A 19010-nucleotide genomic window follows, 5' to 3' on the forward strand; every position below is an offset into this window, starting at 1 on the left:
GGCTCAACCGCCCGCTTCGAGCGCCTCAAGCCGCACCACGATCTCCTGGATCGACTTCACAAGCGGCGCGAGGAGCTCGGTGTAGCCGATCGACTTCACGTCCTCGCCACCCGCGACCGCATGATCCTGATAGCCGCCGAAATCGACCCCCATCGTGTCGATCACGTCGGCGACCTCCTGCGCGATGAAGCCGTGATGATACCGCCCGCGCTTGTGGCTCCCCGTCGCGGGCGGCACCCACGCCCCGGGATCGACATCCTCCGGCCGGCGATAATCCTCGCGATAATCCCAGCGGAAATCGACCGGCCGCAGCCGGCTCACGAATTCGAGGCCCAGCGCCGTGTCACGCACATCGGTCTTGTCCCGTGCATCCGATCGGTTCTGCACCGCCCCATAGGCGTACGTCGTCGTGCTGGAATTGCCGAGCTGCACCTGGTTAGAGCCGGTCACGGTTGCCCCGTCACCGAGCACCGCGCAGTTGGAGATCCCGGCGGACGCCCCGCTGAACGCGTTGCGCCCAATCCCCGTATTCCCGCCCCCCGTCTGGCTCGTCCCGGCATTGAACCCGGCGAACGTGTTGCCGTTCGCGTTGGTGACCGCCGACCCGGCATTCGCGCCGAGCGCGGTGTTCTCGCTCCCGCCCGTTACCGCCGTTAGCCCGCGCCGCCCGACCGCGGTGTTTGTCACGCCGCCCGTCGCCGCCGACAGCGCAAGCTGCCCGACCGCGACACTCTGCGCATCGTCGGCGGCACCCCGCGAGACCCTCAGCGAGCCGAGATCGATCATGTTGCCGCCGACCTGCGCCGTCCCCTCCGGCGTGATCACCTGCAGCGTCTTGCCCGCGGCGAACCCTAGGAAGCGCGCATTGCCCGCCCAGTTGTCGAGCGTCACCGACCCGTTGGTCCCGGCCCCGCCAAGGCGTATCTCACCGCCCTCGTTGGCATTGTCGACCGGCCCGAATGTCACCGAACTGTCCATCAGGACGCTGGTGCCAGTGTGGTTCGGCCCATAGATCCCGGCCGATTTCGACACCGGGAAATCATAAGTCCAACCGTTCGAGTCGTTGTTGACGACGACATGGTTACCGTTCGTCTGCACCCGCACGAACGAGCCCGATCCCGTCGTCACGCCGTTGCAGCTGTTGCCGATCGCGAGAAGATCGCCGCCGACCTGCCGGATGCAGGAGCCCGTCCGCGAAATCGTCGGATTGACGCTGAAGCGCACCGAGGAGACCGAAAGCTGCCCCTCCGTCACGCGGAACCCGTCGGCCGAAACGCTGATGCCGATATCGCAGGTGCCGTTCTGCACCTGGCAGCGCGCCCCGGTCCCGCTCACCTGTACCATCGGCACATTGGCCGTCTCGCCGATACGGAAGCTGAAATCCGAAACGGCGAGGCTGCCGCCCGTCAGATAGATGAAGCGGTCGTTGCTCGTCGCCGTCGTCGCATAAAGGCCGCTGATCGCGATCTCGCCGGCCGACATCTCGATGCGCGAATAGGACCCGTCGAGCGCGAGCCCGTTGATCGTCCCGAACGGCGCATGCCCGCTCGCATCCTCTTCCAGGATGATCCGGCTCTGGAAGGGTGTGCAGTTCGAGAGCTTCAGATCGTCGACCCGGCCGAACCGGAACCCGATCGTCTGCCCGTCCTGGTAGATCCCGTAGCGGGTTGCGTCGCCGGCAAAATTGTACGGCCACACGCGGCAATTGCGCAGCTCCACCGTGTCGAGTGCGCCGTCGAAGCGGAAGCCGCAATTGAACGAGCCGCTCTCGACATCCTCGAACAGCGCGCCGCCCGTGTTCCCGGTCGCGAGCACCCCATCATAGGCCTCGATGAAGCGCAGCCGCGATAGCCGGCACCGCGTCTTGTCGATCATGTGGACCGCTGGCGGATAAACGACGAGCGTCGCACGCGACCCGGCCCCCGACTGGTCGAAATCGATCTCAAGATCTTCGAGGCAAATAAACTGGTGATCGAAGATGAAAACGCCGAGCGCCGACATGTTGAACGCCGTCGTCACCTTGATCGTCGAGCGCCCGCGTCCATCGCCGAAGATGCGCTGGCTCGACGAGCCGGTCCGCAGCGCGTTCGTCACATAGAACACGCCCTTGTCGAACTGGACCGACCGACCCGAGGCGAGCGCCGCATTGATCGCCGCCGTGTCGTTGGTCGTCCCGTTCCCGACCGCGCCCGTCTGGCGCACGTTCACGACCGAGCCCAGCAACGCCCAATGCGCCCCGCTCGCATCCGTCACGCCGAGCCCGTCGGCCGGGAACGAGCCCACGCGCTGATAGACACCGCCGCCGCCATCATTCTCGGCCGCATAGCCGCGCGTCTCGACCTGGACGACGTCGGCCGGCACCTGCGTCGCGGCAAGCGCCGCACGGCTCGGCAGCGAGATCTTGAGCGCCTGGATCCCACCCACGGCCGGCATCTTGGCGAAGTTCACGATCGCGGTGGACCGGTTCACCTTGAACGCCTCGTTGAAGGTCGACCCGTTCGACGAGACCTTGAGCGAGAAATCGTCCGACCCGATCAGCCCAAGCTCGGCGCGTCCGTTGAAGTTGGTTTGGAAGAGGTGCGATGCGACATCGCCCGCCGCCGTCTTCGACACCTTCACGCGCGCGTCGCCCGTCGGAACGGGCTGCGTGTTGTCCGGCGCGAAGAGCGCCGCCTCCGCCCGCACCACAAGCCGGTTCGTGGTGTCCGCCGTCCCGTTGATGCCGAGAATGCCCGTGGTCTCGAAATCCTCCGCCGCCGCGAGAATCTCCCAGGCCGAACCGTCGAAATAGATGATCGCGGTCTCCGCCTCCACGAACGCGACCCAACCCGCTCGCGGCTCGAAGAACACCCAGGCCCCGTCAATATAGGCGGCGACGCTGAAAGCCTCGCCCGCCCACGCGCCGCTCGCCCCCGAAGCGATGATGTGCCGGTCGCCCTCCGCCGGCGAACCCGGCGGCGTCGTGCGCGTCCGATCCTGCACGCTCAGCTGGACGATTGAATCGATACGCCGGAACGCGTCGTTCACCGTCACATGCTTCTGCGCCTGCGCCTCCTCGACGTAAGGCAGTTCGAGATTAAGGCTGTTCGACATCGACAGTCACCTCGTAAGGAACGCCGAGGCCGTAGCCTGGCGATTTCTGGTAGACGCGGAAGGACAGCGTGTCCGGCGGAGAACCGAAATCGGCGGTCTGGTTGGCGAGCGAGTAGGTGTAGGTCGGGCTCGTCACCTCGACATTCCTCATCACCGTCGCCCCGTTCAGGATCTGGATCCGGTAGCGCTCCTCGCTCTCGCTGAGCGGCACGTCCGTCCCGTCCGCCCAGGGATCGCCCCCGACCCGCGTGCGCCGGATCCAGGTGACCGTCAGCGCCCCCGATCCCATGCGCCGCGCCCGCCCATGGACCGGCGAATAGGGGCAAAGCCCCCGTCCCGACGGCGTGAACTCGAACGTCGTCACGTTCCGCCCGCCGATCCCCTCGGCGAGCGGTCCCACCCGATAGGTCCGGCTCAGCCCGACCTCGCTCGCCGGCGTCGGCAGCGGCGCAAGGGTCCCGTTCAGCAACACCACCGGCGTGCCGACCGTCAGCCCGGCGGCGTTCGGGTCGTTGGTGCCGAGCTGACCGCGCAGCAGCGTCGAGAGCCGATAGGTCCGCTCCCCGATCAGCTCCGCCTTCTGATACTGAACGACCTCCCACAGCCCCGTCGACGACCGCACGGCGAGCGCGTTCGCCCCGCTGAGGACGTCGATCACCGGCTCAGACACCGCGACCGCGTTGTAGAGGCGCACATCGAGCCGCCCCCCATAGTGCCAGCGGCTCGTCGGGCCAGGCGCCACCGACGAGATCAGCTCACCCATCGCCGTCGACCGGTCCACGGTCTGGACGAGCTGAAATCCCCCGCCCGGCGCCGCCCGCCAAACCCCCATCTCGCCCGGAAAGGGCCGCGCATAGACCGCGACCCACGGCATATGGACCGCGTAATCCTCGTCGATGATCGGAAGGTTCAGCCCGAAGGCCACCGGCGCCGCATAGCTCGGCGGCGCGGGCGGCGGCGTCGGCGTCCCCACGACCGGGGTCGGCATCAGCGCGTTGCGGTCGATCGTGCGCGCCGCGACCTCACGGTGTCGCAGATCCGTGACCTCCTCGACCACCACCGCCCGCGCCCGCCCATCCGCCGCAAGCGTCACGATATCGCCCGGCATGATAGCAAGATCGCGCAGCGGCAGCGCGAACCGCACGGCCGTGCGCCCCGCCCACCGCACTGACAGCGCGATTTCCGCCAGCTCGCTCGCGAGCCCGTCATTGAGGCTCCCCGACAGCGCGATCTCCTGAAGCTGCCGCGCCGCCCCCTCCTGCGGGCGATAGCGCGCGCTCGCGATCTGATACTCGCGCCCGCTGTCGAAATATTTGATCCGCATCTCGACCGGCAGGATCGACGCCTCGTCCCGTGTCTCGCTGATCAGCGCCGTCCGCGCGTCGAGCTCCACGAGATCGTCCCGCCCGAACGTCGCCCGGCTCTTCTGCGCAAGGCTCAGAAACCGGATCCCCGTCCCCGTGTCCGCCCCGATCACCGAGGTCGCGGCGACGAGCGGCTCCAGCACCGCGCGCAGCGTTGAGGCGACGGCCACCATGTACCCGTCGAGCACCACCGGGATCCGCTCGATCTGAGGCTTGTCGAGCCCCCAATCGCGGAAGAGGCCCCGCAACAGATCATCGACCGGCACCCCGCCAAGCCGCCCCGTCAGCCAGTGCCCGCGCTCCCAATTCTCCCCGTCCGACCACACGTCGAGCCGATGCGGAAAGGCCGGCCACGGCCGCGCGTCCCACGTCCACACGTGGACCGTGCCCGGATCGATCATCCGCCCTTCATAGACGCCCGATTGCGGATTGAAGCGGTCGATATCGACGGAGAACTCCGGATCGAACGCCTCGATCATCGCCTCGAGATAGGCCCGCTGCATCGCATCGTCGCGCCGCCCGCTCGAGAAATAAGGCAGCTTCGATTCCGCGCTCTTCGGATCGTAGAAGACATTCGGCTGGTTCGCCCCGCGATCGACCGCCGGGCAGCCGACCTCGGTGAACCACACCGGCTTCATCCCCGGCACCCACCCCGTCGGCGCGCCAAGCTCCACGCCCGACACGCGGTCATAGTGGGCGTTGCTCCACCAGCTCGCGACGTCCTTGTAGCGATAGACCCAGGGCTTGCCGTAGGCCCCGTCGGTGATCGGGGTGCGTTCCTGCGCGACCCGCGCCGCCTCGTTCTCGTAGAACCAGTCGTACCCCTCGCCGCCCGCGACATTCCCGGTCAGATAGTCGTGGTCGTGGACGATATCGGCGACCGCCTCGTCGAGGTGTGCCCCGTCCCGCCAGTCCGACAGCGGCCAATAATTGTCGATTCCGACGAAATCGACGTCCGCGCTCGACCAGAACGGATCGAGGTGGAAGACGAGATCCCCCTCCGGCGTCTGGTGGCCGAAATATTCCGACCAGTCGGCCGCATACGAGATCTTCGTCGTCCCGCCGACGACCGACCGAACGTCCCCCGCAAGCGCCGTCAGCGCGTCGACGAAGGGATAGCCCGCCGCCCCGCGCACCCAGCTGAGCCCCCGCATCTCGGAGGCGATCAGAAACGCGTCGACCCCACCGGCCGACGCCGCAAGGTGCGCGTAATGGAGCACCATGCGCCGCAGCGTCCACTCCGCCGGACCTGAATAGGCGATATCGCTCCCGTCCGCCGCGAAATCACCCGGCGCCGCCGTCCCCACGAAAGCGGCGACGTCATCGTCCGCCGCCGCCGTCCCGTCGGGCGAACCCTCGATCCCCGGTGCCGGCGCGACGCTGATCCGCCCGCGCCAGGGAAACGGCGCCTGCTCCGCCCCGCCATAAGGATCCGGGAGCCCGTTCCCGGCCGGCACGTCCATCAGCAGGAAAGGATAGAAGACGATCTTCAGCCCCCGCGCCCGCAGCGACTGGATCGCGGCGAACACCGTCGCGTCGGCGGGCGTGCCGCCATAGGCTGGCCGCCCCTCCGCATCCGTGCTCACCAGAGCGGCGCTGTCCCGGTCCTCGCCGGAGACCGCCCAGGCAAGGCTCGTCTCCCGCCCCCGGCTCTCCACGCACGGCTGCACGAGGCAGGAACCCGCCCGCAAATCATTGCCGAACCAGGCGACCACCAGCGCCACCTGCTCGAGGTTCGGACAGAGCGCGACCAGCTCGTCGACCGCCGCGTCGAAATCCGACGCCGCCGTCCCGATATGGCGGTTGTCCGCCACCACCTCCCCCGGCCCGACATCGAGGTCGACCCGCTCCGGGTGGTAACCATACTCCGTCGCGCCCGGAATAATCGTCATCGCCCGGATGCGCTTCTCGAGCTCGCCAATCGGCCGCACCACCTCGAACGTCAGCTGCGGAAGCCGGTTGCCATAGGGCCCGATCGGCAGCCTCTCGAACACGACATAGGCCATGTGCCGGTAAGCCGGCGCCACGCCCTCCACCGCCTCGATCAGCGGATCGGCCTCCTGGTCGTCCGCGCCGAGATATTGCCGCCACGTCACCCCTTCGAGGTCGAGCGGCTCGCCATCGGCCCAGATCCGCCCGATCCGCGCGATCGGCCCCTCGCAGATCCCGACCGCGAAATTCGCCGTGTAGGAATATTCCTGCACTGTCGGCCCGCCGCCCTTGCCGCCCGAGGTCGAGACATTCTCCTCGTAATCGGTCGCCCAGATCACCGTCCCGGCAAGCCGCATCCGGCCATAGACGCGCGGGATCGGATTGCTCTCCGACCCCGTCTGCACCGTCAGGTCGTCGATCCGGCCGACGCTGCGCGTGTAGCTGTCACCGAAGAGGCGCTGGTCGATCACGTTGCCCGCGAGCGCACCCGCCGCACGTCCCACGACCGCGCCGACCGGACCGAGAAGACCGCCGACGGCCTGCCCCGCCGCCTGAAGGACCAGCGTCGCCATCAGTCCGTCACCCCCGGAAAATCGAAGATCGCCGCAACGCGCCGCCGCCAGACCGCCGCCAGGCGCCCCTCAACGACACGCCCCGCAGAATCGTAGGCATGGACAAACCCGTCCTCGCCCGTCGCAATGCCGACATGCTTCGCCGGTGTTCCCGCCTTCCAGCGGAAGACCAACACGGAACCGGCCCGCACCGTCCCGCACGGCACGAAATGCCGGCCGGCGGCGAGAAGCAGCGTTTCGCACCCATGCGCCTCGGCCCATTGGGGCGAATAGGGCGGCGCCGCCTCCGGCTCTGCCCCGACAAGCTCGCGCCACACCCCCCGCACCAGGCCGAGACAGTCACACCCCGCCCCGCGTGCCGAGCCCTGATGGTGATAGGGCGTGCCGATCCACGCCCGCGCCGCCGTCACGATCTCGCCCCGCCTCATTGGTCGGGCCGTGCGAACGAGAACGCCCGGTCATTCCCGGGCAGATGCGGAAAGCCCTGAAAGTTCAGCGCATTGGCGAATTTCTGGTGGCACGTCTGAAAGCGCTTGTCGCACCCCGGCGTGACCGTCAGCTCATCGCCCGCCTCAAGCGCCAGCATGGCCGAGCGCAAGGTCAGCACCGCGCTCTCCCCCTCCAGCGCGTGCTGGACCGCGATCTCCCGCCGCCCCGCCTCCGCCCCGCTCGTCACCACGACCATCCCGTCGGAGAAGTGCCCCGTCGCGAACGCATCAAGCCCGGAGACGCGCACCCGCGCCCGGTCGACCGACACGACCACCGCCGTCGCGGCCAGCGCCTCGAGCCCGACCGTGCAGCGCAGATCCCCGAGATCGGCGTCGCACCGCACCGTGAAGACACGCCCGCGCACCCTCTCCAACGCCTGCATCGGCCCGCGCACCTCGGCGCGGAAGGCCCCATCCTCGCGCGTCACCTCGCCGAGAAAGCCCTTGCGCAGGAGCGTGCGCTTGTTCGTGTCGTCCCAGTTCACGAGCCACAATTCGACCGTCGCGAAATCGTAGAGCCCGTCCTGCAGATCCTCGGCGAGGAGCCCCGAAGCGCTGAACGCGCCCGAGATCTCGAGCCCCCCGGCCCCGAACCCCGACATCGCAACGTCACCCGTCGACGAAAGCCCGGTGACGGCCGAACAGACCGTCCCGTCGATCGTCAGCGTCCGGTCATGGTCGGTGAACCCCATCACCGTCCCGTCCGTGCGCTCCAGCCGCCAGCAGCGGCAGAGCGTCGTCACGCCCGCATCGAGCTGCGCCTGCAGCGGCGCCGGTATCGTCCTCATGGCACGATCTCCACGATCGGAACGGAGGGGATCGACCCGGCCTCGAAGCGCGAAAGGTTGATCTCCAGCCGGTCGGTGTCGAAGCGGGCGGGCACATCGAACAGGAAGCCCGCCGTCACCGCCTCGTCCTCGGCGGGCACCGCATGGGCGAAGAAGCTCACCACCCCGTCGGTGACGGAAAAGTCCGCCCCCTCCACCCGCGCGAGCCCGCCGACCGCGACTTGAAGGCTCCCGTCCACCGGCAGCACGATCGGCCGGTCGTAAGGCAGGAACGCCCCGCCATAGCGCTTCACGAGCGCAAAATCGGTTTCGACCCCGTCGCCCACGCCCAACACCTGGTCGTCGGCCGCCGGCGTCTCGCTCGGCCCGCAGCTCTTGTTGTCGAGCGGATCGCGATAGCGGAACCCAAAGAGCCGGCCGCGCCGCTCCTCGAAGAAGTCCACCACCGCATAGAGATCGTCCCGGTTCCGGATCCCCGTCCCGGCGTCATAACGGCGGCGGCTCAGCGCCCAGCGCTGGTTGCGCTCCTCGCGGTTGGAGCCGAGCGTCACGATCTCCGTGCGCCGCTCCGGCCCGCCGGTCGCGCCGAAGGAGACGGCGAGCGGAAAGCGAACATCATGAAAGCCGTCCATCGGTCACATCCCCCGCCGGCCGCGCGTCACCGCGCGCGCCAGCATCGCCGTCACCTGCGCCTCCGACCGGGAGAAGCTCTCCGCGTCGGGCGTCGCGATCGACACGTTGATCGTCGTGCCCCCACCCGTCCCTTCGAGCGCCACGCCGAGCCGCCCGTCGCTCCCCCGCGCCAGCGGAAGCACCGCCTCCCGGCCCGCCTCGCCCATCAGCCCGACGCGCCCGCCCGGCAGGCCGAACGCCGTCGGCGCGCCGATCACGCCCCCTTCGGCGAACGGCACCACCTTCGTCGCGGCGCTCCCCGCGCCGACGACGGCCTTCGCGAGCCCCGCCGTCAGCGCGTTCGCGCCCGAACCGATGAGATTGGTGAGCGGCCGCAACCCCGAACTCAGCGAGGCCGCCGAGATCGAGAGCGCCGCCTGCCGCAGCACCCGCTCAAGTCCCTGCCCCTCCACGATCGCGTCCCGCAGCCCGCTGCGCAGCACGCGCGAGAAGGTGCTGGCCGACACCGTCAGCGTCTCGGCGATCTCCTGCGCCACGAGCTCGCTTTCGGCGAGCCTCGTCGTCTCATTCGCCATCGGGAAAAGCCTCCATCAGCCGCGCAAGGTCGGCCCGCCGCGTCGCCGGCGACGCACCGCCACCGAGCACGGCTCCGATTTCGGGAAGGGTGAGGGACCAGAAGTCGCGCGGCGCCATCGCCCGCTCGCCCAGAAAGAGCGTCATCAGCTCGCGCCACGGAAACGGCCGCGCTCCACGCGCGGCCGTCATCAAGAAGGGTCGGCGCCCTCCCCCTCGGCGGTGCCGAAGGTCGCGACCAGCAGCTCCGTCACGATCCCGGCGAAGCCGACCGCCCCGCCATCGGCCATCATGCGCGAGACCTGGTCATCCTCGATCGGATGCCCCGCACCGCGCAGCCCCGCCCCGATGATCCGCGTCGCATCGCGCGCGGAGAGCTTGCCCCCCGCGAACCGCTCCACGAGCGCCGTCATGTCCTCGACCTGGAAGGCCCGCTCCAGCTCCGCGATCGCCCCAAGCGTCAGGCACAGCGTCCAGCGCTTGCCGTCGAGGATCGCGTCCACCTCGCCACGATAGGGATTGGCCATGGTCAAGCCGCCTCGAACGTGATTTCGCCGGCCGATTCCATGGCGATCTCGTAGACGATCTCGCCATCATGCGTGCCGCCATATTCGAGCGCCGTCACCTGGAACGGCCCGGCGATGGTGCCGAAATCCGGCACGATCACCTGCCAGTCCCGCACCGCGCCGGTGAAGAAGATCGTCCGCACCGTCCCGTCCGACCCCGCATCCTTGAAGATGCCGGAGCCGGCAAGGTTCGCCCGCCGCACGCCCGCCCCGCCGAGAAGCTCGCGCCATTGCCCGGCGGATTCCTGGTCGGTCACGTCCACCGTGTCCGCCCCGAACGAGATCCGCCGCGAGCGCAGGCCCGCCACCGTCACGAACGAACCCGACCCCGTCTCGTCGACCTTCAAGAGCAGGTCCTTGCCCTTCTGCGCGCCCATTGCGCTCTCCTTCGTGGGTTCAAATGGCTTCGGTCAGGGCGCGGAAGCGCAGCCGCGCGCGATACCCGCGCCCGTCCCGCGTCGCGCTCACACCGGTCTCGAGATGCCGCAGCGAGACGAGGCGCTGCCCCTCCAGCGTCGGCGAGGCCCCATCGAGAAGCCCCCGCACACCGTCCGCGATGGACGAGGCCTCCCCCTGCCCCGACGCCGCCGAATGGACGAAAAGCTCCACCCGGTGCTCGACCACGGGCACATCGTCCCCGTCGAGCGCGCGGCTCGTCACCGCGCCGATCACCACAAAGGGATGATCCGCCCCGCGCGGCACGGCGTCATAGACCTTCGCTCCGGCGAGCAGCGCGCCGAACTCCGCATCCCCGGTGATCGCGTCATAGATCGCGCCGAGAAGCACATGCCGAGCCTCGCTCATGCCTGCTCCTCCTCGCAAAGGCAGTCGATGAAGCGCCGCTGCGGGTCGTGGTCCTCCACGACGAGCACGCGATAGCGCACCCCGTCCGCGACGAGCCGCGCCCCGCCCGTCACCGTCGCCCCGGCCCTCAGCGTCACGCGATGGGTGACGAGCCCCGAGAGGCGCCCATTCTCCACCCGCTCCGCGCGCCGGCGCGGCTCGATCCGCCCATGCACCGTCCCCGCCGGCGTCCAGGACCGCACCGATCCGCCGGCCCCGTCCGCGACGTCGCTCGCCGTCTCGATCGCGATCCGCCGCCGCAACTCCCCGATCCGCGGCATCATGCGAGCCTCGGCATCCGGTAGGGCGCGGTCAGCGTCGTGATCCCGCACGCGACGAAATCCGACACCGCACCGACCAGCGCCGCCTCGCGCTGCTCGTACCAGTAGGCGACGAGCATCAGGATCGCCTGCTTCAGCGGCCCCGGCACGTCGTCCGGATCGCCGTAGCCGGCGGTCACGTCGACCTCGATCCCGTTCATCGCCCGCGCGCCCCAGAAGCGCCCCGAGGCGAGCCGCAACCGTCCGGGCGCGGAATAAAGATCCACCTCATACTCGGCGGACGACACCAGCACCGGCATCCCGTCATCGCCATAGACGGTCACGGCGTCGACGCTCTGGATCGGCGCCGGGCCGAGGCGGATGATCCCGCCCTTCGGCGCCCCGTCGCGCACGATCCGCCACCCCTGGGTGACAAGGGCGCGTCCCGTCCGGTTCTCGATGTCGATCCGTGCCGCCGTCACCAGCGCATCGATCTGCGCGTCGTCGGAGGCGCCGGTCACGCGCGCGTGCGCCTTCGCCTCGTCCCGCGTCACGGGCTCAGCGGCGGGCGGAGTCACTAGGATCGCCACCATCATTCCACCTGTCTGTGTGAGGACCCGTCGGGCCAAACGCGAACGGGCCGGCGCAAGGCCGGCCCGTTCCATCTCTCCTCGCGCGCCGCGTCCCGCGGCGCCCGCCTACGCCGCGAACTGCAGAAGCTTGATCGCCTCGAAATCCTGCACGCCGCCGCCCACGCGCTTCGTCGTGTAGAAGAGCACGTAGGGCTTGGAGGAATACGGATCGCGCAGGATGCGCAGCCCCTGGCGGTCGACCACGAGATAGCCGCGGCGGAAGTCGCCGAACGCGATCGCGTTGTTGTCGACATCCACCGGATTGCCCGACATGTCCGGCATGTCCTCCGCTTCCACCACGGGGAAGTTCAGGAGCGAAGCGCGCATCCCGGCCGTCGAGGGCGGGGCCCAGAGGTAGTTGCCCTCGCCATCCTTCAACTTGCGGATCGCGGCCTGGGTGCGCCGGTTCATCACGAAGTGCGCGTTCTGCCGGTAGCCCGACTTCAGCGCATAGACGAGGTCGATCAGCACATCACCGGGGTTCGACGCCGGGAACGCACCCGACACGCCGGTGTTGACGCGCCCGATCTTGCCCCACTCCCAGCTCGCATCCGCGACCGTGTCGTAGGTGGTGAAGCCCGTCGGCTGGCCGGAACCCGACCCCGAGACGAACGCCTTCGTCTCCTGCTCGGCGAACACCGTCTCGATCTCGTCCGCCAGCCACTCGTCCATGTTGACGGCGGTGTCGTCGAGAAGGGCCGACGTCGCGGCCGGCATCGCGTAGAGCTCCATCGTGTGGAAGTCGAGCGTGGTGAACTCGGCATCCGTCTCGGTGCGCGAAGCCCCCTCGCTCACCCAGCCGCCGAAGGCCGGGCCGCCGGCGATGACCGGCTTGCGGAAGCTCGCGCCGGACACCTGGCGCACCGTCGCGATGCCGCGGATCGGCGAGACCTGCGCCAGACGCCGCAGCACCTCGCTCTCCACCTCGACCGGCACGTTGAAGCCAGTCGTGTCCGCCGCCGCCGTCAGCGCCTTCGCCTCGAGCTGGGTCGCATCGCCGGAGCGCATGTAAAGGTCGAACCCGGCCGGACGCCCGCGCTCGGCCGCCACACCGCCAAGCGCCGGACGGCGCCCCTTCAGCACCAGCTCATCCATGCGGCGCTGGTTCGCATCGAGCGCCGCCTCGACACGGGCGAGCTTGTCGCTCACCACCACGTCGACGCTCGTCTTCTGCTCGAGTTCGCCGAGACGGCGATCGTTCGTCTCGCGGAACACCTCGAAGGCGCTCATGAAATCCGTGAACGCCCGGCCCATCTCGGCTTTCGTTTCGGGCGCAACCATCTCGTTGTCCATTCCATCACCTCGTTTGACGAAGAAGGGCCGCGGTCTCGCGCATTCGGGCGATCAGCCCCGCGGCCGCGGCAGTGCCGGGAGCCTCGCGCTCCATCTCGACGCGCCCGGCCCCGGCCGCTCGCGCCCTCGCCTCGGGCAACATCGGCGACGCCACCACCGACACCTCCCAAAGATCGATCTCATAGAGGCGGCGCGCGCCCGCCCCCCGGTCATGCTCGGACCGCACCGTGCGAAAGCCGATCGACAGCCCGTCGAGCCGCCCCGCCCGCATCAGCGCCGCCGCCCGCGCCGCCCCGCCGCCGGAGGCAAGCCGCCCCTCGACCCAGAGCCCGCGCGCGTCCTCCTCGAGCACGCTCCACACCCCGATCGGCGCGCCGGGATCGTGCTCCAGGAACATCCCGATCCCGTCCGGGCCCTTCCGCCGCAACGTCGCCGCGAACGCCCCCGGCATCACGACATCGTCGGAAAGGTCGACCCGGTGAAACAGCGAGGCGTAGCCGCAGAAGCGCCCGTCGGCATCGATGGAGGACAGGCGGTCGGCGAATTTGCGCTCCGGAGCCGGCCCCATCACCGCGCCCCCCGCGCCCGAAGGCTCACCACGCGCGGCTCGTCCCGCGCCCGCCGCTCGACGAGCACGCCCGCCAGATTGTCGGCGAACGCGTCGAACACTTCGCCATGGCCGACCTCGCGCACCGTCGACAGGCGCACGACCGGCGCCGCGATCCGCCGCATCATCTCAACCATCAGGATTGTCCAAAGATCGAGTTCAACTTGGCGATCGCGGCGACGAAGTCGCAGAAGCGCCGGTTCGAGCGGGCGAGCTCCCGCGTCGTCCAGGCGAGCAGCCCGGAGGCCGCGCTCGCCCAGAGAAAGAGCGCCAGATGCGCAAGGTCCCCACGATCCACGATCGACTGCGTGACCGGGTCCATCAGGCGGACGCGGCGTCGGCGCCGCCCTCCTCGATGCCGTACCCGACCGCCGCCCGCTTCTCGTCGCGCGTCAGGAAGTCGGCCGCCGCGACGCGATCCCACAGCGCCTCGCGCTCCAGCGAAAGCGCCTCGATCTGGTCGGCGTCGTAGGAAAGCCGCAGCCCCTCGCCCCAGGCGGGCCCCAGCCAGTTGCCGATCGCCTGGCACGTCCGGTTCACGAGCGGCAGCACCGTCTGCCGCCAGAACGCCCGGTTCGCCTCGCGATAGTTCGAATAGGTGTTGTCGCCCGGTATCCCGAGCAGCATCGGCGGCACGCCGAAGGCGAGCGCGATCTCCCGCGCCGCGAGGTTCTTCGCCTCGATGAAATCCATGTCGCGCGGGCTCATCGCCATCGTCTTCCAGTCGAGCCCGCCCTCCAGAAGGAGCGGCCGTCCGGCATTGCGCGCGCCGGAATAATTCTCCTCGAGCTCCACCTTCAGCCGGTCGAACTGATCGTCCGAAAGGTGCCCCTCCGCCTTGTAGACGAGCGCGCCCGAGGGCCGCGCCCCGTTGTCGAGCAGCGCCTTCGCCCACGCCCCGGCGGCGTTGTGGATGTCGAGGCTCGTCTGCGCCGCCTCGATCGGCGCGAACCCGTAATGATCGTTCAGCGGATGGAAGAGGGAGAGGTGGAGCACCGGCTGCGGCGTCCCCTCCTGGCGGAAGCGCACCGTGCGCGACCCCGCCCCATATTCGAAGCCCGCCGGCCACCCGTCCGGCCCCGGCACCACCTTCATCCGGTCCGGCCGCAGCGCGAAGATCTCGCGCGGCGCGGCGTCGATCGTCACCGCCTCCAGGTAGGCGTTCCCGGCCACCATCAGGTGCCCGTACACCGTCTCCAGAAGCGCCACGCCCGACTGCGCCGGGTTCGGTCGCGTCAGCAGCGCCAGCAGCGGGTGGTCTTCCACCTCCCGCTCCCCCTCATAGAGGAGGAAGGGAGCCGAGGCCGCCGCCTCCGCGATCATCCGCACCGCGCGGAAGACCACCGGATTGCGCGCGAAGCCTTCCTGCGCCAGCGAGCCATAGTCGCGCGGTGTCCAGATCGGCCGCCCGAGCTGTTCCAGACTCATGACGCGGCCGGTGCGCGAGGCTTTCTCCTCGCGCCTGCCAAAGATGCCCATCGCAACCTTTCCGCGGGCCGAGCCCGTCCCCGAAACAAAAAAGGGAGGCCGAAGCCTCCCTCATCCCAACCGCCGCAACCGAGGTGGCGCGGCCCCGCCTTCCAGCATGAGGACCGTCAGCGCCCAGACGAGCGCGTCGATCCGGTCCGGCGAGACGCCGTCCGCCGTCCCCGCCGGCACAAAATTGCACATCTGGTCCTCGAGCTCGGCCATCAGCCCGACGTGGCTGACCCGCCCCTGCGCATAAAGAAGCGCCACCGGCTCGGCCCGCACCCACTTCCCCCGGCTCGCCCGCACCGGCACCACCGGCACCGTCGGGTCCGCCTCGCGGATGATCGTCTCGACCATCTCGCCGCCCTGGTTCACCTCCGCGACGAGCCGGTCCGCACCGAGCGTGTGATAGAGCGACAGAGCCCGCTCGGCCCAAGCCTTCGGGCTCGCCCGCTCGATCGTCCGGTCCGCGAGCACATAGGCCCGCCCGTCCGCCGCAAGCCCCGCCGCCACAATCCCGCACGAGGCCGACCGCGCCCCGCTCGTCGCCGGCGGGTCGATCGCCACCACGATCCGCCGCATCTCCGGCATCGCCGCGACGCGCCCCCGCTCGATCTCGTCGCGGCTCCAGAGCGCGTCGTCCCGGTCTTCCAAAATCTCGCCATCGAGCTCTTGCCGCCCGAGCCGCGTCCCCTGGTAGCGGGCCACCACGCTCTCGAAGAAGCCCGGCGCAAGGTTCACCGCATTCTCGACCGTCGACATCCGCGTCAGCGCCGTGCGCCCGTCCGCCATCAGGCGGCGCAGGAGCGGCACCGGCCGCGGCGTCGTCGTCACCACCTGGCGCGGCCGCTCGCCGAGCCGCAGCGCGAACTGCAACATGTCCCACGTCGCATCGGGCGAGGGCCACTTCGCAAGCTCGTCACTCCACGCCGCCGCAAATTGTGGCCCGCGCAAACTTTCAGGATCGGCGGCGGAGAAAAGCTGCGCCACCGCCCCGTTCGCCCACTCGAGCCGCCGCCGCGATGGCTGCCATTGCGGCCGGTCCCCCCGCGTCGAGACCGCCAGGATCCCGGAGACGCCCTCGACCATCACCTCGCGCGCATCGGCGAGCGTTTCCCCGACAAGCGCGATCCGCCCATGCGGCACACTCGCGAACGGCGCACGCCCCAGCGCGACGCCCCGCACCCATTCCGCGCCCGCCCGCGTCTTGCCGGCCCCGCGCCCCCCCAGAATCAGCCACGTCGTCCAGGCGGTGTCCGGCGGAAGCTGCTCCCGCCGCGCCCAGACCGCCCAGTCGGCGAGCAGCACCTCCGCCATCTCCGGCGCGAGCGAAGCCAGAAACGCCTCCGCATTCCCCCGCTTCAGGCATGCGACAAGCGAGCGCCGCAATTGATAGGCCGAAGCCCGCCGCACCGCGGCCCCGCTCATTCGGCCCCTTTGGGCGCGCCCCGCGCCGGCGCCTTGCTCCCGCGCCGCGCCTTCGCCTTCGCCTTCGGCGCCGCAGCCGCATTCAACCGCGCAAGCCGCGCCGCAAGCTCGGCCCGCATCCCGTAAATATCGGGCCCATCGCCCGCCCCGTCGCCGGCCACCTTGCTGTCCAGCGAAATCAGCGTCTCCAAGGTCCGCGCCAGACCCGTCAGGATCTTCGTGTCCTCGACGATCTCGCCCCCCTCGCCAGCGATCCGCGCCTCGATGTCCTTCACCTGCATCGCGAAGGCCGCAAAGAGGCGGCGCACGAGTCCCTCCCGGCTCAAATCCGCCGGCATCGCAATCTCGACCATCACCCCCTCCGTCGCACCGCCGCCCGCCGCGCGAGGCACCATCCACCCCGCACCGTCCCCGGCGCAGGACGCACCCGTCCCGTCCGGAGCGCGCGAAGCGCCCCGCCGAAGACACGTCGATGCGGCTGGCGGTCCCAGAATCGGGCACAAAAAAAGCGCCGCCCGAGGGCGGCGCAAGAAGCGAGAAACACCAATGAGCGGCGCGGACACAGCGTCAGTCGCCAATCGAACCGCTCACCCCAGTCCCAACTTACCTCTCAATCGCTTCAGGAAACCCCGACCCAGTCCCGGTGGATCAGGGATCGCCATCCTTCCGGTCGCCTCCAGCCGGCCCCCAAAAGCCACCCTGGCGCTACCCAACTCTCCGACGATGCCCAACCTATACCTTAGCAGCGTGACGTTGTCAACCTTTAGTTTTGTCCGCCACGTCACCCAGGTCGTCGGGCCACTCCACGATCCGCTCCTCGTAGTCGTCGACATCGACCCCGTCTTCCGAGATCACACGCCCCCGAACCGAGATCCCGGCCTCGTGCACGGTGTTCGGATCACCCGATTTCAGCGGATGCCACCAGAAGAGATCGCGCCCGTCCCGCACCAGGCGATAGGCGCAGCTCGGCGGGAGCCACGTCAATTCGCGCACCGTCGCCGGCGTCAGCGGCACGCAGTTCGGCACGATCTCGGTGCGGCGATGATAGTTGCGGCACTGGCACGTGCCATGATCGAGCAAGGTGCAGGCGATGTCCGTCCAGGCGAGCTCGCCCGTGTCGGCATACTCGATCTTGTTGAGGCAGCACCGGCCGCACCCGTCGCACAGCGACTCCCACTCCTCGGGGTTCATCTCCTCGAGAGATTTGGTGCGCCAGAAGGGTTCACTCATATTCGTCGGCCGTCAGAAAATGCCGGCCGTCACGATCCTCGACCGTGACGACCCAGAGGTCGCTGTCGAACCGCGACTCCCGCTCCAGGCGGTCAGCCACGTCGACATTCGTCGCACTCCCTAGCACCTTCTCGAAGCCGCGGCTGCCGTCCTCGCGGGTGCGGGGACCGAAGAGGTCCGTCCCGTCCTTGTGAAGGCATTCGATGAAGATCGCGCCCGCGCTCTCGTCGCCCTTGCGCGAGATCGCGGCGAAGGCGCCCGCGCTCGAACAGCGCCGGACATAGGCCGTGACCCACACCACGGATTTCAACCGTGGTGCGAAGCCCGGCTCGTCCCGATCGTCATATCTATAATCCGCCACAAGGCGAAGGTGGGATCACACGCCGTCGGCGGCAAGCGCCCGCAGCACCTCAGGCGTCATCCCCTGCGAGGAGAGACCGCGCGTCGCGGAGAAGCGGGAGAGCGCGGCGCGCGTCTGCGGCCCCATCTTCCCATCCACCGACACCGGCCCGAACCCCTTTTGATTCAAGAGGGTTTGCACCTGCACGATGTCCATCTGGGCGGCCGCCGATTCATGCGGCGCGACCCGCACCGGCGCTGCGGCGACGGGACGCGCAGGCGCGTTGCTCACCTCGGCGACGATCGCGACATTCGGCTCGCCCGTCTCCGGCAGCCCGCGGTCCCGCTCGAAGGCGCGGATCGCGTCGGCCGTGTCGTCGTCGAGAACGCCCGTGACCGGCCCGTCATAATAGCCCGCGACCGAGAGCCCGGCCTGCACGCTCTCCACGAGCGGGTCCCGCTCCGAGTCGTCGGTCTCGAGCACGATCTCGCGCACCCCGTCCGATCCGTGGGAGGAGAAGGACTGCGCCCCCTCGCTCATCCCCCACATCGGGGCGGGATGTTTCTCATCCTGCTGCCAGAGCGCGTTGCTCCCCACCACGACGAGGAGGAGCACCCCGGCCACGGAGGCGATTGTCGCGCCCTTGCGCCGGGCCACCCGGCGCCGTCCGCGCCTCATGGTCCGGCCGACGGCGGCTGCCCAATCCTCAATCGGCAAACGATCGATGTGTTCTATCAGTCGCACAGCGGGCACCTCCTGAGCGGACGTTGCCAAAAACCTGTGAAAAGGGTGTTAAACGCCCCCTCACCCGAGCCTGTGCAATGCAATCAGTGACGCCAACCTGACCGTTACCGGACGCGTCTATCCTGCGCCCGAAAAACCATCGGACCGTCAGCTC

22 protein-coding genes are annotated in these 19010 nt (G+C 69.3%); all 22 read right to left on the minus strand.

Translation table 11 applies throughout. The annotated features are described in order from the left end of the window. Positions 1-3: 3 nt before the first annotated feature. Positions 4-3093 carry a DUF2793 domain-containing protein gene (locus tag DBV35_RS15225; protein ID WP_108661169.1) on the minus strand — a complete coding sequence of 1030 codons (3090 nt, stop codon included), beginning with the start codon at positions 3091-3093 and terminating at the stop codon, positions 4-6. Continuing rightward, complete coding sequence (locus DBV35_RS15230) at positions 3077-6961, minus strand: baseplate multidomain protein megatron (protein WP_108661170.1); 3885 nt, start codon at positions 6959-6961, stop codon at positions 3077-3079. The genes DBV35_RS15225 and DBV35_RS15230 overlap by 17 nt, the downstream gene beginning before the upstream one ends. Next, the gene (locus DBV35_RS15235; protein ID WP_108661171.1) at positions 6961-7389 is read right to left on the minus strand and encodes an NlpC/P60 family protein; all 429 of its coding nucleotides are present in this window, start codon (positions 7387-7389) and stop codon (positions 6961-6963) included. The genes DBV35_RS15230 and DBV35_RS15235 overlap by 1 nt, the downstream gene beginning before the upstream one ends. Then, entirely contained in the window at positions 7386-8237 is an 852-nt protein-coding gene (locus tag DBV35_RS15240; protein ID WP_108661172.1) for a DUF2163 domain-containing protein, read from the minus strand. The genes DBV35_RS15235 and DBV35_RS15240 overlap by 4 nt, the downstream gene beginning before the upstream one ends. Continuing rightward, complete coding sequence (locus tag DBV35_RS15245) at positions 8234-8869, minus strand: DUF2460 domain-containing protein (RefSeq protein ID WP_108661173.1); 636 nt, start codon at positions 8867-8869, stop codon at positions 8234-8236. The genes DBV35_RS15240 and DBV35_RS15245 overlap by 4 nt, the downstream gene beginning before the upstream one ends. Before the next feature lie 3 nt (positions 8870-8872). Continuing rightward, complete coding sequence (locus DBV35_RS15250; RefSeq protein ID WP_108661174.1) at positions 8873-9445, minus strand: phage tail tape measure protein; 573 nt, start codon at positions 9443-9445, stop codon at positions 8873-8875. Continuing rightward, on the minus strand, positions 9435-9590 hold the full coding sequence (locus DBV35_RS15255) for a phage tail assembly chaperone (protein WP_157961775.1): 156 nt from the start codon (positions 9588-9590) through the stop codon (positions 9435-9437). Before DBV35_RS15255 ends, DBV35_RS15250 begins: the two co-directional genes overlap by 11 nt. A gap of 44 nt (positions 9591-9634) precedes the next feature. Then, positions 9635-9976, minus strand: a complete 342-nt coding sequence (locus tag DBV35_RS15260; RefSeq protein ID WP_211099988.1) for a gene transfer agent family protein — start codon at positions 9974-9976, stop codon at positions 9635-9637. Beyond that, the gene (locus DBV35_RS15265; protein ID WP_108661177.1) at positions 9973-10386 is read right to left on the minus strand and encodes a phage major tail protein, TP901-1 family; all 414 of its coding nucleotides are present in this window, start codon (positions 10384-10386) and stop codon (positions 9973-9975) included. Before DBV35_RS15265 ends, DBV35_RS15260 begins: the two co-directional genes overlap by 4 nt. Before the next feature lie 19 nt (positions 10387-10405). Beyond that, positions 10406-10813, minus strand: a complete 408-nt coding sequence (locus DBV35_RS15270; RefSeq protein ID WP_108661178.1) for a DUF3168 domain-containing protein — start codon at positions 10811-10813, stop codon at positions 10406-10408. Continuing rightward, positions 10810-11136, minus strand: a complete 327-nt coding sequence (locus DBV35_RS15275; protein ID WP_108661179.1) for a phage head closure protein — start codon at positions 11134-11136, stop codon at positions 10810-10812. The genes DBV35_RS15270 and DBV35_RS15275 overlap by 4 nt, the downstream gene beginning before the upstream one ends. Continuing rightward, complete coding sequence (locus DBV35_RS15280) at positions 11133-11705, minus strand: head-tail connector protein (RefSeq protein ID WP_157961776.1); 573 nt, start codon at positions 11703-11705, stop codon at positions 11133-11135. The genes DBV35_RS15275 and DBV35_RS15280 overlap by 4 nt, the downstream gene beginning before the upstream one ends. Positions 11706-11810: 105 nt before the next feature. After that, positions 11811-13025: a phage major capsid protein gene (locus DBV35_RS15285; RefSeq protein WP_245943962.1), complete on the minus strand. Its 1215-nt coding sequence runs from the start codon at positions 13023-13025 to the stop codon at positions 11811-11813. Positions 13026-13041: 16 nt separating this feature from the next. After that, on the minus strand, positions 13042-13605 hold the full coding sequence (locus tag DBV35_RS15290; protein ID WP_108661182.1) for an HK97 family phage prohead protease: 564 nt from the start codon (positions 13603-13605) through the stop codon (positions 13042-13044). Beyond that, a complete protein-coding gene (locus tag DBV35_RS30260; protein ID WP_157961777.1) occupies positions 13605-13781 on the minus strand; it encodes a hypothetical protein in 177 nt (58 codons plus the stop codon). Before DBV35_RS30260 ends, DBV35_RS15290 begins: the two co-directional genes overlap by 1 nt. Further along, positions 13781-13966 carry a hypothetical protein gene (locus DBV35_RS15295; RefSeq protein WP_108661183.1) on the minus strand — a complete coding sequence of 62 codons (186 nt, stop codon included), beginning with the start codon at positions 13964-13966 and terminating at the stop codon, positions 13781-13783. Before DBV35_RS15295 ends, DBV35_RS30260 begins: the two co-directional genes overlap by 1 nt. Next, positions 13966-15123 (minus strand): phage portal protein, encoded by a 1158-nt coding sequence (locus DBV35_RS15300; RefSeq protein ID WP_108661184.1) that lies wholly within the window; start codon positions 15121-15123, stop codon positions 13966-13968. Before DBV35_RS15300 ends, DBV35_RS15295 begins: the two co-directional genes overlap by 1 nt. Positions 15124-15183: 60 nt before the next feature. Beyond that, positions 15184-16431, minus strand: coding sequence for a DNA-packaging protein (locus DBV35_RS15305; RefSeq protein ID WP_108661961.1), 1248 nt, complete (start codon positions 16429-16431; stop codon positions 15184-15186). 107 nt (positions 16432-16538) lie between these two features. Then, complete coding sequence (locus DBV35_RS15310; RefSeq protein ID WP_108661185.1) at positions 16539-16895, minus strand: hypothetical protein; 357 nt, start codon at positions 16893-16895, stop codon at positions 16539-16541. A gap of 403 nt (positions 16896-17298) precedes the next feature. After that, complete coding sequence (locus DBV35_RS15315; RefSeq protein ID WP_108661186.1) at positions 17299-17772, minus strand: YcgN family cysteine cluster protein; 474 nt, start codon at positions 17770-17772, stop codon at positions 17299-17301. Then, positions 17765-18073 carry a DUF1491 family protein gene (locus tag DBV35_RS15320; protein WP_205648695.1) on the minus strand — a complete coding sequence of 103 codons (309 nt, stop codon included), beginning with the start codon at positions 18071-18073 and terminating at the stop codon, positions 17765-17767. Before DBV35_RS15320 ends, DBV35_RS15315 begins: the two co-directional genes overlap by 8 nt. Before the next feature lie 75 nt (positions 18074-18148). Beyond that, on the minus strand, positions 18149-18769 hold the full coding sequence (locus DBV35_RS15325; RefSeq protein ID WP_157961778.1) for a peptidoglycan-binding domain-containing protein: 621 nt from the start codon (positions 18767-18769) through the stop codon (positions 18149-18151). Between the last annotated feature and the right edge of the window lie 241 nt (positions 18770-19010).

This window comes from Acuticoccus kandeliae (genome assembly GCF_003073115.1).

What these genes read in the sequence shown, in the direction of transcription:
- DBV35_RS15270 (WP_108661178.1), bottom strand. Translation starts at nt 10,813, where the DNA reads ATGAGCGAGGCTCGGCATGTGCTTCTCGGCGCGATCTATGACGCGATC.
- DBV35_RS15240 (WP_108661172.1), bottom strand. Translation starts at nt 8,237, where the DNA reads ATGAGGACGATACCGGCGCCGCTGCAGGCGCAGCTCGATGCGGGCGTG.
- DBV35_RS15305 (WP_108661961.1), bottom strand. Translation starts at nt 16,431, where the DNA reads ATGGCGGAGGTGCTGCTCGCCGACTGGGCGGTCTGGGCGCGGCGGGAG.
- DBV35_RS15290 (WP_108661182.1), bottom strand. Translation starts at nt 13,605, where the DNA reads ATGGGGCCGGCTCCGGAGCGCAAATTCGCCGACCGCCTGTCCTCCATC.
- DBV35_RS15275 (WP_108661179.1), bottom strand. Translation starts at nt 11,136, where the DNA reads ATGATGCCGCGGATCGGGGAGTTGCGGCGGCGGATCGCGATCGAGACG.
- DBV35_RS30260 (WP_157961777.1), bottom strand. Translation starts at nt 13,781, where the DNA reads ATGGTTGAGATGATGCGGCGGATCGCGGCGCCGGTCGTGCGCCTGTCG.
- DBV35_RS15265 (WP_108661177.1), bottom strand. Translation starts at nt 10,386, where the DNA reads ATGGGCGCGCAGAAGGGCAAGGACCTGCTCTTGAAGGTCGACGAGACG.
- DBV35_RS15300 (WP_108661184.1), bottom strand. Translation starts at nt 15,123, where the DNA reads ATGGGCATCTTTGGCAGGCGCGAGGAGAAAGCCTCGCGCACCGGCCGC.
- DBV35_RS15235 (WP_108661171.1), bottom strand. Translation starts at nt 7,389, where the DNA reads ATGAGGCGGGGCGAGATCGTGACGGCGGCGCGGGCGTGGATCGGCACG.
- DBV35_RS15230 (WP_108661170.1), bottom strand. Translation starts at nt 6,961, where the DNA reads ATGGCGACGCTGGTCCTTCAGGCGGCGGGGCAGGCCGTCGGCGGTCTT.
- DBV35_RS15245 (WP_108661173.1), bottom strand. Translation starts at nt 8,869, where the DNA reads ATGGACGGCTTTCATGATGTTCGCTTTCCGCTCGCCGTCTCCTTCGGC.
- DBV35_RS15285 (WP_245943962.1), bottom strand. Translation starts at nt 13,025, where the DNA reads ATGGTTGCGCCCGAAACGAAAGCCGAGATGGGCCGGGCGTTCACGGAT.
- DBV35_RS15280 (WP_157961776.1), bottom strand. Translation starts at nt 11,705, where the DNA reads ATGGTGGCGATCCTAGTGACTCCGCCCGCCGCTGAGCCCGTGACGCGG.
- DBV35_RS15255 (WP_157961775.1), bottom strand. Translation starts at nt 9,590, where the DNA reads ATGACGCTCTTTCTGGGCGAGCGGGCGATGGCGCCGCGCGACTTCTGG.
- DBV35_RS15310 (WP_108661185.1), bottom strand. Translation starts at nt 16,895, where the DNA reads ATGGTCGAGATTGCGATGCCGGCGGATTTGAGCCGGGAGGGACTCGTG.
- DBV35_RS15295 (WP_108661183.1), bottom strand. Translation starts at nt 13,966, where the DNA reads ATGGACCCGGTCACGCAGTCGATCGTGGATCGTGGGGACCTTGCGCAT.
- DBV35_RS15315 (WP_108661186.1), bottom strand. Translation starts at nt 17,772, where the DNA reads ATGAGTGAACCCTTCTGGCGCACCAAATCTCTCGAGGAGATGAACCCC.
- DBV35_RS15250 (WP_108661174.1), bottom strand. Translation starts at nt 9,445, where the DNA reads ATGGCGAATGAGACGACGAGGCTCGCCGAAAGCGAGCTCGTGGCGCAG.
- DBV35_RS15225 (WP_108661169.1), bottom strand. Translation starts at nt 3,093, where the DNA reads ATGTCGAACAGCCTTAATCTCGAACTGCCTTACGTCGAGGAGGCGCAG.